This window comes from Streptomyces niveiscabiei (genome assembly GCF_033794345.1).
Taxonomy (GTDB): domain Bacteria; phylum Actinomycetota; class Actinomycetes; order Streptomycetales; family Streptomycetaceae; genus Streptomyces; species Streptomyces niveiscabiei.
Map to the genome: position 1 here is coordinate 248,678 of NZ_JARAYJ010000001.1, position 13,210 is coordinate 261,887.

General features: G+C 69.8%; 11 protein-coding genes. 5 read left to right on the forward strand and 6 right to left on the reverse strand.

From position 1 onward, the window contains the following. Positions 1–212 precede the first annotated feature (212 nt). Both PV682_RS01045 and PV682_RS01050 read left to right on the forward strand, forming a co-directional pair. A complete protein-coding gene (locus PV682_RS01045; RefSeq protein WP_319722959.1) occupies positions 213–1,211 on the forward strand; it encodes an acetylxylan esterase in 999 nt (332 codons plus the stop codon). 786 nt (positions 1,212–1,997) lie between these two features. Further along, positions 1,998–2,699 (forward strand): DUF1775 domain-containing protein, encoded by a 702-nt coding sequence (locus PV682_RS01050; protein ID WP_319722961.1) that lies wholly within the window; start codon positions 1,998–2,000, stop codon positions 2,697–2,699. A gap of 293 nt (positions 2,700–2,992) precedes the next feature. Here PV682_RS01050 and PV682_RS01055 read toward each other — a convergent pair whose 3' ends face one another. From PV682_RS01055 to PV682_RS01065, 3 genes are all read right to left on the reverse strand, one after another. Beyond that, positions 2,993–4,081 carry a lytic polysaccharide monooxygenase gene (locus PV682_RS01055; RefSeq protein ID WP_407705573.1) on the reverse strand — a complete coding sequence of 363 codons (1,089 nt, stop codon included), beginning with the start codon at positions 4,079–4,081 and terminating at the stop codon, positions 2,993–2,995. 225 nt (positions 4,082–4,306) lie between these two features. Next, positions 4,307–7,021 carry an aconitate hydratase AcnA gene (acnA, locus tag PV682_RS01060; RefSeq protein WP_319722963.1) on the reverse strand — a complete coding sequence of 905 codons (2,715 nt, stop codon included), beginning with the start codon at positions 7,019–7,021 and terminating at the stop codon, positions 4,307–4,309. 198 nt (positions 7,022–7,219) lie between these two features. Next, entirely contained in the window at positions 7,220–7,798 is a 579-nt protein-coding gene (locus tag PV682_RS01065) for a TetR/AcrR family transcriptional regulator (protein ID WP_319722965.1), read from the reverse strand. A 90-nt stretch (positions 7,799–7,888) separates the two neighbouring features. Here PV682_RS01065 and PV682_RS01070 point away from each other — a divergent pair, with 90 nt between their 5' ends. Then, a complete protein-coding gene (locus PV682_RS01070) occupies positions 7,889–8,329 on the forward strand; it encodes a DUF1772 domain-containing protein (RefSeq protein WP_319722968.1) in 441 nt (146 codons plus the stop codon). Here PV682_RS01070 and PV682_RS01075 read toward each other — a convergent pair. Next, complete coding sequence (locus PV682_RS01075) at positions 8,322–9,137, reverse strand: SDR family oxidoreductase (RefSeq protein WP_319722970.1); 816 nt, start codon at positions 9,135–9,137, stop codon at positions 8,322–8,324. The two genes, PV682_RS01070 and PV682_RS01075, sit on opposite strands and share 8 nt — an antisense overlap. A 250-nt stretch (positions 9,138–9,387) precedes the next feature. On the opposite strand from PV682_RS01075, the gene PV682_RS01080 reads away from it, so the two are divergent. After that, positions 9,388–10,287: a Vgb family protein gene (locus PV682_RS01080; protein ID WP_319722972.1), complete on the forward strand. Its 900-nt coding sequence runs from the start codon at positions 9,388–9,390 to the stop codon at positions 10,285–10,287. A gap of 61 nt (positions 10,288–10,348) precedes the next feature. Here the strand turns inward: PV682_RS01080 and PV682_RS01085 are convergent, their stop codons facing one another. Both PV682_RS01085 and PV682_RS01090 read right to left on the reverse strand, forming a co-directional pair. Beyond that, positions 10,349–10,858: a suppressor of fused domain protein gene (locus PV682_RS01085; RefSeq protein ID WP_319722974.1), complete on the reverse strand. Its 510-nt coding sequence runs from the start codon at positions 10,856–10,858 to the stop codon at positions 10,349–10,351. A 28-nt stretch (positions 10,859–10,886) separates the two neighbouring features. Beyond that, positions 10,887–11,480: a short chain dehydrogenase gene (locus tag PV682_RS01090; RefSeq protein ID WP_319722976.1), complete on the reverse strand. Its 594-nt coding sequence runs from the start codon at positions 11,478–11,480 to the stop codon at positions 10,887–10,889. Positions 11,481–11,647: 167 nt separating this feature from the next. Between PV682_RS01090 and PV682_RS01095 the strand changes: the two genes are divergently transcribed. Next, a complete protein-coding gene (locus PV682_RS01095) occupies positions 11,648–13,177 on the forward strand; it encodes a helix-turn-helix domain-containing protein (RefSeq protein WP_055724717.1) in 1,530 nt (509 codons plus the stop codon). The last annotated feature ends 33 nt before the right edge of the window (positions 13,178–13,210 follow it).

Consider the following 13,210-nt stretch of genomic DNA (forward strand, 5'->3'; position numbering starts at 1 on the left):
GCAGGGACGCGGAACCGAAACTTTCGAGCTCTTACCGGTAACTTCGCGGCAACTTATGGGCACGTAGAAACCGCTGTCAATGGGTCATGCAGGAGATTCCTCAGGAAGGCGTGGTGCGTTGGAAGCGTCGCCAGAGGGGTAGAACAGGGAGGTCCGACCCTGCCCAGCTCCGCAAGTTTCCATTCCGTTACCGAATCCTGCGAGGTGTCGCCGTGGGTACGTTCGATCTGCCGCTGATCGAGCTGGAGTCGTTCCGGCCACCGCTGGACGAGCCGGCCGACTTCGACTCGTTCTGGCACGAGACGCTCAAGGCCGCCGCCGAGGTGCCGTTGCGCGTGCGGACCGAGCCGGTCAGCAACGGCCTCAAGCTGACGGAGACGTGGGACGTCACCTTCCCCGGGTTCGGCGGCCATCCCGTGCGGGCCTGGTACAGCCGGCCCGCCGGAGTGCCGGACGCGCTGCCGACCGTCGTCGAGTACGCCGGGTACGGGCGCGGGCGGGGGCTGTCCCACGAACGGCTCACCTGGGTCAACGCCGGGTACGCGCACTTGCTCATGGACAACCGGGCCCAGGGGGACAGTTACGGGAGCGGCGGGGGCGGGACCCTCGATCTTGGACCAACTGTCGCCGGGGGGCCGGGAGTTGTCGTACGAGGGCTGCTCGATCCGTATCAGTACCACTACCGGCGGCTCATCACCGACGCGGTGCGGGCCGTCGAAGCGGTGCGGACGTTGCCGGGCGTCGACGCGTCCCGGGTCGCCGTCGTCGGGAACAGTCAGGGCGGGGGGCTCGCCCTGGCCGTTGCCGGGTTGGTGCCCGACCTTGTCGCCGCGCTGGTGACCGCGCCGTTGTTGTGCGGGATTCGGCGGGCGTTGGACCTCACCGACGCCGGGCCCTATGGGGAGATCGCCGCGTATCTGGCCGTGCATCGGGGCGTCGAGGAGGCCGCGTATCGGACGCTGGCCTATGTGGAGGGGGTTTCGTTCGCCCGGCGGGCTCGGGCCCACGCGCACTTCGGGACGGGGCTGCGGGACCGGGTGTGTCCGCCGAGCGGGGCGTTCGCCGCGTTCAACCGGTATGGGGAGGTGGGGGGTTCGCAGCCTCGGCGGGAGATTCATACGTACGCGTACAACGGGCATGAGGGTGGGGACGCGGTGCATGTCGCGTTGCAGCTGGAGTGGTTGGCGGGGGTGTTCGAGGGGGTGGATTGAGCAGGGTGACGGGGTGATTCGTATCCGTCCGGGGAGCTGGTGCTTCATGATGGGCGGACCATGAGTGGAACGGGCTGGGGTTGTGGGGCGAGTGCGGCTTTGTTGTGGCTGGTCGCGCCCCGCAGCGGAGCTGCAAACAGATACAGCCCCGCGCCCCTCAAGTACGGCGCTGACGCGCCGGTACCTGTGGCTCGTGCCGGTGTGTTTGCTGCGGTTGGCGCCGCCTTGGGGTCAACTGCTCACCACCTCGTCGCCGAGGAACCTCCCCACTGGCAGCGCGTGTTGGTCGGTGCGGGCGTGTTGTTCGTGCTCGGACTGCTAGGCGCCCGCCGCCCCCGCTCGCTGCCCGTGATGACACTCGCCTGCGCCCTCGCACAAGGTGGATTGCACCAGTGGCTCGCGGCGAGCCATCACACGGGCGCACACTCCCACCACGCCCCGGAAGCGCACGCTTCCTGGACCATGACCGCCGCCCACGCCCTCGCCGCCCTCCTCGTCGCCGCCCTGCTCCAACGCGCGGACCGCGTCATCTGGCGGCTCGCCCAAGGCATCCGGAACCGCACCGCCGCTCTCAAGGCACTGACGGGATTCACCCCCGCCTCCCCCAACGCACAAGTCTTTCCACCCCGCATCACCCCCCTCCCTCGATGCGCCGGTGGCGTGACACTCGCGCACGTCGTTGTCCGAAGAGGCCCTCCAGCAGCCACGTCAGCCCACCCCAACTGACCTTCCACGGACGGCCCTTGAGCCGCTCCGCGCTACACCCCTGCCTGGAGACGACGAACCATGCTCAAGAAAACTCTCACCACCCTCGCCGCCACCGCCCTCGTCCTCCTCACCGCCCAATCCGCCGCCGCCCACGTGGAAGTGAGCGCCGACAACCCCCAGGCCCTCGCCCGGAACGTGGAGTTGACCTGGTCCGCCGAGTCCGAGTCGGCGACGGCCGGCATCAAGGAAGTCCGGGTCGTCCTCCCGAAGGGCATCGCCCCCGCCGACGTGACCTACGTGAGCGGCCCCAAGAGCTGGACCCTGACGGCGACTTCGGACGGCTTCGCGGTGACGGGCGCTCCCCTGCCGACCGGCGAGGACGCCGAAGTCTCCGTCACCGTCAAGCAGTTGCCGGACGCGGAGCAGCTCGTCTTCAAGACGCTCCAGACCTACGGCGACGGCAAGATCGACCGCTGGATCGAGCTGGAGGAGCCCGGCAAGGCGGAGGAGGAGGCCGGCCACTCCCACAGCGGAAACCCGGCACCGGTACTGAAGTTGAAGGCGGCGGCGCTGCCCCAGCCCACCCCCACACCGACCGCCCCGGCGACCACCCCGGCGCCCGAGTCGAAGCCGGCCCCCTCCGCCTCCCCGGTGGCCGCCGAGAAGGAGGACAAGGGCGGTATGTCCGGGGCGACTTGGTCGATCATCGGCGTCGGGATCGCCGGCGTCCTGGCGGTCACCTACTTCGCCGCACGCCGCAGGAACCAGGCGTCCGAATAACGCCCCCGGGGTCGGCCGACACACCGTCGCCCGGCCCCTCACACGTCAACTCATTTGACTGCCACGGCAGTTGAGGCTGTAAAGTACAAGTACAGACCTTCCGACAACGTTATCCGCCGACGGCGTTGTCACCCGCGCTCCCCCAGCTCCGTGTCGTCGTCCGGACGCCGGGGGACCACCCCGGACGGCCCCCTCCCCCCCCTGGGGCCGTCCGGCTCGCGGACCCGGTGGCACACGGCTCGATGCCACCGGGTCCGCTCAGAGCGGCCCAGCCGTCGGACGGTCGGTCGGCCTCAGCCGACCCGACAGGGCAGGGACGCCGTACTGTCCCCGCCGGCCCCGGTGACGACGTACCCGAAGGTCGCGCTCTGCCCCGGACTGAGCGAGCCGTTCCAGCCGGCGTTGTGGACCATCACGTCCTGGCCGGTGTAGGTGGCCGCGCCGTTCCAGAGGCTGTCGACCTTCTGCCCTGCGGCGAGCGTCCAGTTGACCATCCAGCCGAGCATCGGGACGTCGCCGGAGTTGGTGACGGTGACCTCGGACTGGTAGCCGTTCGCCCAACTGCCGGTCGTACGGCGGGTGGCGGTGCAGGTGCCGGGGACGGGCTCGTTCGGGTTGCCCGGCTCGTGGATACCGGTCACCTCGCCGTTGCCGCCGTCGAAGACGACGTCGGAGCAGGAGTAGAAGGTCTCCGCGCTGTCCGAGCGCTGCCAGACCACGTAGATGATGTGGCGGCCGGACTTGTTCGCCGGAAGCTGCCCGGTCCAGGAGTAGTTGGCCTCGACCGTGCCCGGTGAGCCGTGCAGCGGCGGGTGGTCGACGCTCAGGAAGGGCGTCGCCTCCATGTCGTCCCACGTGAGGGTCTTCGTGGGGTCGAAGCCGTCCTTCGTGACGTACACGTAGAACCAGCCCGGGTGCGCGGCCCAGGCGTTGTACGAGAAGTCCATCGTCGCGCCGGACGTCAGGTGGGTGAGCGGCCAGTCGTTGCGGGGCGCGTTGAAGCCGGTGAAGTTCGTGTTGCCGCCGCTACAGAGCTGGCCGTCGGGGACGAAGCCGCGGGTTCTGCCGGCGCCGTCCGAGCGCAGCACCGAGAACCAGTTGTAGAACGGCGTCGTGCCGCTGACCTGTTGGGCGTTCTTGCACGCCGGGTTGACGGGCTTGATCTCACCCGTGTTCGTCAGGCCGTCCTGCCAGCACAGGAACGTCCGGCTGCCGGGTTTCATCGGGGTGCCGTGCGCTTCCGCCTTGCCGCCGGTCGAGACGATCAGGCCGAGGGCGGGGACGACGGCGAGGAGCGAGAAGAGGACGAGGAGGAGGGGGCGGGTGCGGAGGTACCTCGATAAATTTGTCGTGATCATGCCATGCTTCGAGGTGGGGGACATGATGGGGAGCCGTCCTTTCTGTACGGCTGTGCGGGTATGGGGTGGGGGCGGCCCTGGTGGGTTCCGGTCCACGGGTGGGAGCGCTCCCACCCCATCTGTGCGGAAGGTAGCGCCACCGGGCGGTTATGTAAACGGGGATGAAGACAATTACCGGCGGGTACGGCGAAGGGCCGCGCCCCCGGCGTCCGGGGACACGGCCCTCAAGCAACCGCCTTGCGGCGAGCCTTACTTGCGGATCAGGCTGCGCAGCACGTACTGCATGATGCCGCCGTTGCGGTAGTAGTCCGCCTCGCCGGGGGTGTCGATGCGGACGACCGCGTCGAACTCCACGCCGGTGTCGGTGGTGACCTTGACCGTGCTCGGCGTCGTGCCGTTGTTCAGCTCGGTGACGCCGGTGATGGAGAAGGTCTCCTCGCCGGTGAGGCCGAGGGACTCGGCGTTCTGGCCGGCCGGGAACTGGAGCGGGAGGACGCCCATGCCGATGAGGTTCGAGCGGTGGATGCGCTCGTACGACTCGGTGATGACGGCCTTGACGCCGAGGAGCGCGGTGCCCTTGGCGGCCCAGTCGCGGGACGAGCCGGAGCCGTACTCCTTGCCGCCCAGGATGACCAGCGGGATGCCGGCGGCCTGGTAGTTCTGCGAGGCGTCGTAGATGAACGACACCGGCGCGTCCGCCTGGGTGAAGTCGCGGGTGTAGCCGCCCTCGGTGCCCGGCGCGATCTGGTTGCGCAGGCGGATGTTGGCGAACGTGCCGCGGATCATGACCTCGTGGTTGCCTCGGCGGGAGCCGTAGGAGTTGAAGTCGCGGCGCTCGACGCCGTGCTCCGTGAGGTACTTGCCGGCCGGGGTGTCGGCCTTGATGGCGCCGGCCGGGGAGATGTGGTCGGTGGTGACCGAGTCGCCCAGCTTGGCGAGGACGCGGGCGCCGGTGATGTCGGCGACCGGCGTGGTCTCCATCGTCATGCCCTCGAAGTACGGGGGCTTGCGGACGTACGTCGACTGCGGGTCCCACTCGAAGGTGTTGCCGGTCGGGACGGGCAGCGACTGCCACTGGAGGTCGCCGGCGAAGACGTCGGAGTAGGACTTGGAGAACATGTCCTCGCCGATCGCGTTGGCGACGACGTCGTTGACCTCGGCCTCGGACGGCCAGATGTCGGCCAGGTAGACCGGCTTGCCGTCCTGGTCGGTGCCGAGGACGTCCTTGGTGATGTCCACCTTCATCGAGCCGGCGATGGCGTACGCGACGACCAGCGGCGGGGAGGCGAGGTAGTTCATCTTGACGTCGGGGTTGATGCGGCCCTCGAAGTTCCGGTTGCCGGAGAGGACCGAAGTGACCGCGAGGTCATGGTCGTTGACGGCCTTGGAGACCTCCTCCGGCAGCGGGCCGGAGTTGCCGATGCAGGTGGTGCAGCCGTAACCGACCAGGTTGAAGCCGACCTTGTCGAGGTACGGCGTCAGACCGGCCTTGTCGAAGTAGTCGGTGACGACCTTCGAGCCCGGCGCGAGCGTGGTCTTGACCCACGGCTTGCGGGTCAGGCCCTTCTCCACGGCCTTCTTCGCGACGAGCGCGGCGGCGACCATGACGTACGGGTTCGAGGTGTTGGTGCAGGAGGTGATCGCGGCGACGGTGACGGCGCCGTGGTCGATCTCGTACGTCGAGCCGTCGGGGGCGGTCACGGTGACCGGGTTGGACGGGACGCCGTTGGTGGCGGCCGGGGAGTCGGAGGCCGGGAAGGACTCCTTGCCCGCCTCGTCGGCGGTGTCGACGTAGTTGCGGACGTCGGAGGCGAACTGCTGGGCGGCGTTCGCGAGGACGATGCGGTCCTGCGGGCGCTTCGGGCCGGCGATCGAGGGGACGACCGTCGAGAGGTCCAGCTCCAGCTTCTCGGAGAAGTCGGGCTCGGCCTGCGGGTCCAGCCAGAGGCCCTGCTCCTTGGCGTACGCCTCGACGAGCGCGAGCTGCTGGGCCGAACGGCCGGTCAGCTTCAGGTAGTTGATCGTCTCGGCATCTACGGGGAAGATCGCGGCGGTCGAGCCGAACTCCGGCGACATGTTGCCGATGGTGGCGCGGTTGGCGAGGCTCGTGGCGGCCACGCCCTCGCCGTAGAACTCGACGAACTTGCCGACGACGCCGTGCTTGCGCAGCATCTCGGTGATCGTGAGGACCAGGTCGGTCGCGGTGGTGCCGGTGGGCAGCTCGCCGGTCAGCTTGAAGCCGACGACGCGCGGGATGAGCATCGAGACCGGCTGGCCCAGCATCGCGGCCTCGGCCTCGATGCCGCCGACGCCCCAGCCGAGCACACCGAGGCCGTTGACCATCGTGGTGTGCGAGTCGGTGCCGACGAGGGTGTCCGGGTACGCCTGGCCGTTACGGACCATCACCGTGCGGGCCAGGTGCTCGATGTTGACCTGGTGGACGATGCCGGTGCCCGGCGGGACGACCTTGAAGTCGTCGAACGCGGTCTGGCCCCAGCGCAGGAACTGGTAGCGCTCCTTGTTGCGGCCGTACTCCAGGTCGACGTTCTGCTTGAACGCGTCGTTGGTGCCGAACTTGTCGGCGATGACGGAGTGGTCGATGACCATCTCGGCCGGGGAGAGCGGGTTGATCTTCGCCGGGTCGCCGCCGAGCGCCTCGACGGCCTCACGCATGGTGGCGAGGTCGACGACACAGGGGACGCCGGTGAAGTCCTGCATGATCACCCGGGCCGGGGTGAACTGGATCTCCTGGCTGGGCTGGGCCTGCGAGTCCCAGTTGCCGAGCGCGCGGATGTGGTCGGCGGTGATGTTCGCGCCGTCCTCCGTGCGGAGCAGGTTCTCCAGCAGGACCTTCAGGCTGTACGGAAGGCGAGCCGAGCCTTCCACCTTGTCCAGCCGGAAGATCTCGTACGACTCGTCGCCCACGCTGAGCGTGGCGCGGGCGTCGAAGCTGTTCGCCGACACGACAGTCTCCTTCATTGATGTGCGCGTACCACCGCATCCTGCCGCCATGCCTACTTGGCCGATCCGCTAAGGTAGGGCTAAGTTAGGTAACCCTTACTAGAGGGGGGCGGCTACGGTACGCCTCGGCAGATATCTCGATGTCGAGATAACTCTAGTACATGGGGGCTGGTTGGTCATGCCCGGGTGCGGTGACCGCCGTCATGTCAGGGCCAGGCGGTCCGCCAGGAGGGCCAGGCGCGCCCCGGTGTGCTCCGGGGGCAGCCGGCCCGAGCGGGTCAGGGTCGCGACGCCGTGCAGGGCCGCCCAGAACGTCTCGGTGAACAGGCCCTCGGCGACGCCGGTCCCGGCGACCTCGCCCAGGGACTCCAGGAGTGCGGCGAAGGCGTCCTTGAGGGGTTCCGGGGTGTCCTCGCGGGCGTACGGCAGGCCGCCGTCCAGCTGGAAGATCGCGTCGTACACCGCGGGGTTGCGCTCCGCGAAGTCCAGGTAGGCACGGGCCAGGGCGTGCACGCGGGCGCGCGGGCCGTCCGCCGCGGCCGTCGCGGCGCGGATCGCCGCCGCCAGCTCCGTGGCGCCCTGGAGCGCGACGGCGCCGATGATCTCGCGTTTGCCGCGGAAGTGGCTGTAGAGGACCGGCTGGCTGTACTCGATGCTCTCGGCGAGGCGGCGGGTGGTGACCGCGTCCCAGCCCTGCCGCTCGGCGAGTTCGCGGGCCGTCGCCACGATGAGGCGTTCGCGCTCCGCCCGCTCGCGCTGTTTGCGTTCCTGTACCGACATGCCTCGATGCTAGCACCGCTAGACAATCGAGCGGCAGCAGGTCTAGCGTTGACCTGACAGCTAGCAGCACTAGATTCCGAGAGGGTCGTCATGCTCAACGCACTCGAGATCGTCACCACCGTGGTCGTCGGCGTCATGGTGGGTGTCGAGTTCTCCGTCGCCTTCGTCATGAACCGGATCCTCGACGCGCTGCCCGAGGACAGCGGGCAGCTCGGTCACGCGCACGGCGGGCGGATGCTCGGCGCCGTCATGCCGGTCTGGTACGTCGGTTCGCTGGTCCTCGTCGGCGTCTGGGCCGCCGCCGACCGCGCGGGGCTCGTCGCCGCCGCCGGGACGCTCCTGCTGGTCAGCGTCGTCATGTCGGTTCTCCTGCTCGTCCCGGTCAACAACCGGAACAAGACCTGGACGCCGGAGAACCGACCCGCCGACTGGAAACGGCAGCTCGACCGCTGGGGCCGGCTCCACCACATCCGCCTCGGCGTCATCCTCGCGGCGTTCGCCTCGCTGGTCACCGCCCTCGCCCTCACCTGAACGCGTCGGTGTTCTCCGCCGCCCACTGCCGGTACGTCCGCCCCGGGGCGCCGGTGATCTCCGGGACCGTCGTGCGGACCCTCAGGAGGCCGTCGTTCACGTCCCCGCCGGTCAGGTCCAGGACCGCGTCCGCCGTCTCCGGGTCCAGGTACGCCGTCATGTCGTCGTGGGCCTCGGCGCGGGTGAGTTCGGTGAGGGTGAGGTCTCTACCGAGGGTGGTGGCGAGGGTCTCGACCTGTTCCCGGACGGTCACCCGGGCCGGGCCCGTGAGGGCGTACGTGCGGTTGCGGTGGGCCGGGGTCGTCAGGGCGCGGTGCGCAACCGCCGCGATGTCCGCCGGGTGGATCGTGGGCAGGCCCGTGTCGGCGTACGGGGCGCGGACCTCGCCGTGTTCGCGGATCGCCGGCGCCCACCAGAGGGTGTTCGACGCGAACTGGGTGGGGCGCAGGATCGTCCACTCCATGCCGCTGCCCCGGAGTGCCTCCTCCACCGCGCAGTTGCGTTTCGCCGCGGGGAGGTGGGGGTGCGTCTCCACGGTGATCGAGGAGACGAGGACGACGTGCTCGACGCCGGCCTTCTTCGCCCGGCCGAGGATGTCCTCCTCGGGGCCGAGCCCTTGCAGGAGGAAGAGTGAACGAACCCCGTCCAGGGCGTACTTGAGGGATTCAGGGTGGGCAAGATCGCCCTCCACCGCTCCGGGAAACCCCGCGCGTGCCGCGTCCCGGGTGAGGCCCCTCACCCGCATACCGCGCAACTCCTTGAGCAGCGCCCGCCCGATGTTCCCGGTCGCACCGGTCACGAGGATCATCGCCGTACATCTCCCTGGTCGTCGGTGGGGTGCACGCTAGGAACTCAACTCCGGTTGAGGTCAAGGGGGTTCGGGGGGTGGGGGGCGCGGGGCTTGGGGCCGGGGGTTCGCGGGGCGCGCGGGCGGGGCTTGCGGCGGCGAGTTCTCTGGGTGCGCGGGCTGGGGTTCGCAAAGCTTGCGGGTGGTGAGTTCGCAGAGGGGGCGTATAACCCCGAGCGCCCGCCCTCAACTCCCCCTACGATCACCCCACATGCCCCTCGACATCACCGAATTCCCCGTCCCCGACCCCAAGTCGGGCCCTTACGGCATCGCCCTCGGCCCCGACGGTGCGCTCTGGTTCACGATGGTCCACAGCGGCCACATCGGCCGGCTCACCCCCGGCGGCGACATCGCCACGTACCCCCTCGACTCCCCCGACACCGGCCCGACCGTCATCACGCCGGGGCCGGACGGCACGCTGTGGTTCACGGAGTTCCGGGGACACCGGGTCGGCCGGATCACCGTCGCCGGTGAGGTGACGTCCTTCCCGCTCCCCACCCCGGACGCGGGCCCCTTCGGCATCGTCGCCGGCGCGGACGGCGCGCTGTGGTGCACGGAGGCCAACGCCGGCCGCATCGCCCGGATCACCCCCGAGGGGGCGGTGACCGAGTTCCCGCTCCCCGACGCCGGGGCGTTCCCGTCGGGGATCGCCGCGGGCGGTGACGGCCGTCTCTGGTTCACGCTGAACCAGGCGAACGCGATCGGGGCCATGTCGTACGAGGGTGAGGTGGCCGTCTACCCGCTGCCCACGCCGGGTGCCGGGCCGGTCGGCATCACGGCGGGCCCGGACGACGCGCTGTGGTTCGTGGAGATCGGCGCGGGCCAGGTCGGCCGCATCGAACTCACCGGCGAGATCAGGGAGTTCCCCCTCCCCGACCCCACCTCACGCCCCCACGCGATCACCGCCGGCCCGGACGGGGCGTACTGGTTCACGGAGTGGTCGGCAAACGCGATCGGCCGCATCACCCCCGACGGCAGGATCACGTCCCACCCCCTCCCCACCCCGTCCTCCGAACCCCACGGCATCACCCTCGGCCCCGACGGCTCCCTCTGGACAGCCCTGGAATCCGGCACACTCGCCCGCCTCACCCCGCCCCTGGAAGGGCCATAAGGACCAGGCGCCTCCACCACCCACCTCGCCACACAGCACGTCCAGCCCCAGCCGCACCACCTCACACCACCGACTCCCGGTGCGGATCCGTCGGCAACAGGGCGTGTTCGTCGAAGAGTTGCTCCAACGCCTCCGTGCCGTGCTCCCGGCGGTACGCGATCTCCTCGGAGGTGACCGGGAGGGCCCAGAGGACGCGGGTCCCGCCGGGAGCGTGTTCGAGGGCGGGGCCGTGGAGGTAGGGGAGGCTGATCAGGAGGTGGTCGCAGCGGGAGCCGGGGAGCCAGGGTTCGCCGATGGGGAGGGAGTGGCCGACGTCCAGGGGGTGGCCGGTGCCGTGGTAGACGGCGAGCATCGTCATCAGGTCCACGAAACGCTCGTCCCGGACATGCCCCGCCATGACGAACTCCCGCCGCAGCCCGCCGTGTTCCCGCTCGGAGCAACCCACCGTCACGTAGGACCAGCTGTCCGCGCGGGGGCCGGGAGACACGGTGAGGACACGGACGTCCAGGTCCGTCGCTTCCACCGTGTGCCCGGCGAAGAAGGCCCGGACGTGTGCCTCCGCCTCGTTCACGCCGCCCCCCGTCGGAAAGCCTCGGTGGTCATACCCGCAACACCCGCCCCGTCACGTCGCCTTCGGTCGACTCCACGTACGCCTGGGCCACTTCGGCGACCGGCGTTCCGGGGGTCGTCTCGTCGCCGAGTTGTCGTAGCGTCTCGGCGACCCATCCCGGGCTGACCGCGTTCAGCCGTACCCCGCGCGGGAGTTCGTGTGCCGCGTTGGTGACGAAGCCTTCCAGGCCGGAGTTGACGAGGGCGCCGAGGGAGCCGTCGGGGAGGGGGGCGGGGAAGGTGCCGGACGTGAGGGTGATGGAGCCGCCGTCGCGCAGGTGCGCAGCCGCGCGGCGGGTGAGGGCGATCTGGCCGAGGAGTTTGCCGTGGAGGGCGGTGGTGAAGGCGGCGTCGGGGAAGGCGGGGAGGTCCAGGAGGGGGATCAGGGGGCCGCTCGCGGCGCAGCAGACGACCGCGTCGAGGGGGCCCGCCTCCTCGAAGAGCCGGGACAGGGTCGCCGGGGCCGCGAGGTCCGCCCGCAGGGGGCCGCCGCGTGACGCCCGCAGCACCTCGTGTCTCGCCGCCAGCGCCTCCGACACGGCCCGCCCGATCGTCCCCGTCGCCCCGATCACCAGTACACGCATACCGCCGAGGATGTCAGAGGCCGGGGAAACGGGGTATCCGGTTACGGCACCGCGACATCCGTAACAGCATTTCAGGCATAAGCCGATAAAAGTAGATCGGTCTGCATCGTTCACCCGAACGGACCCCCCGGCAGGCGCCATCTCATATCTGAGATAACCTCAGCCCCATGGCAGACGATTACCTCGTACGCATCGGCAAGCTCATCCGCGACGCCCGTCAACACCGTGGCTGGACACAGAGCCAACTGGCGGAAGCGCTGGGGACGAGCCAGAGTGCCGTGAACCGGATCGAGCGGGGCAACCAGAACATCAGCCTTGAGATGATCGCCCGCATCGGTGAGGCCCTGGACAGCGAGATCGTGTCGCTGGGGTACGCGGGCCCGATGCACCTGAGGGTCGTCGGCGGACGCCGCCTCTCCGGCGCGATCGACGTGAAGACGAGCAAGAACGCGTGCGTGGCCCTGCTGTGCGCCTCGCTGCTGAACCGGGGCCGTACGGTCCTGCGCCGGGTCGCCCGCATCGAGGAGGTGTACCGCCTCCTGGAGGTCCTCCAGTCGATCGGCGTCCGCGCCCGCTGGATCAACGACGGCGTGGACCTGGAACTGGTCCCCCCGGCCGAACTGGACCTCGCGGCGATCGACGCGGAAGCGGCCGTCCGCACCCGCTCGATCATCATGTTCCTCGGCCCGCTGCTGCACGAGGTGCACCGCTTCAAGCTCCCGTACGCGGGCGGCTGCGACCTCGGCACCCGCACGATCGAACCGCACATGATCGCCCTGCGCCGCTTCGGCCTGGACATCGCGGCGACGGAGGGCCAGTACCACGCGGTCGTCGACCCGACGGTCCGCCCGGACCGCCCGATCGTGCTGACCGAGCGCGGGGACACGGTCACCGAGAACGCGCTGCTGGCCGCCGCGCGCCACGGCGGGGTGACCGTCATCCGCAACGCCTCGTCCAACTACATGGTCCAGGACCTGTGTTTCTTCCTGGAGGCGCTCGGCGTCAAGGTCGAGGGGATCGGGACGACGACCCTGACCGTGCACGGCGTCCGGGACATCGATGTCGATGTCGACTACTCCCCCTCCGAGGACCCGGTCGAGGCGATGAGCCTGCTCGCCGCCGCCGTCGTCACGGAGTCCGAACTCACCGTGCGCCGCGTGCCGATCGAGTTCCTGGAGATCGAGCTGGCGGTCCTGGAGGAGATGGGCCTCGACCACGACCGCACGCCCGAGTACGTCGCCGACAACGGCCGTACCCGCCTGGTCGACCTGACCGTACGGCCCTCCAAGCTGGAGGCGCCGATCGACAAGATCCACCCGATGCCGTTCCCCGGCCTCAACATCGACAACGTCCCCTTCTTCGCGGCCATCGCGGCCGTCGCCCAGGGCAAGACCCTCATCCACGACTGGGTCTACGACAACCGCGCGATCTACCTGACGGACCTCAACCGCCTCGGCGGGCGCCTCCAACTCCTCGACCCGCACCGGGTGCTGGTGGAGGGCCCGACCCGCTGGCGCGCCGCCGAGATGATGTGCCCGCCCGCGCTGCGCCCCGCCGTCGTCGTACTCCTCGCGATGATGGCGGCCGACGGGACGTCCGTCCTGCGCAACGTGTACGTCATCAACCGGGGGTACGAGGACCTCGCGGAACGCCTCAACTCGATCGGCGCGCAGATCGAGATCTTCCGGGATATCTAGGGACCCTCTACGCGAAGGGCATCCTCCCGAACC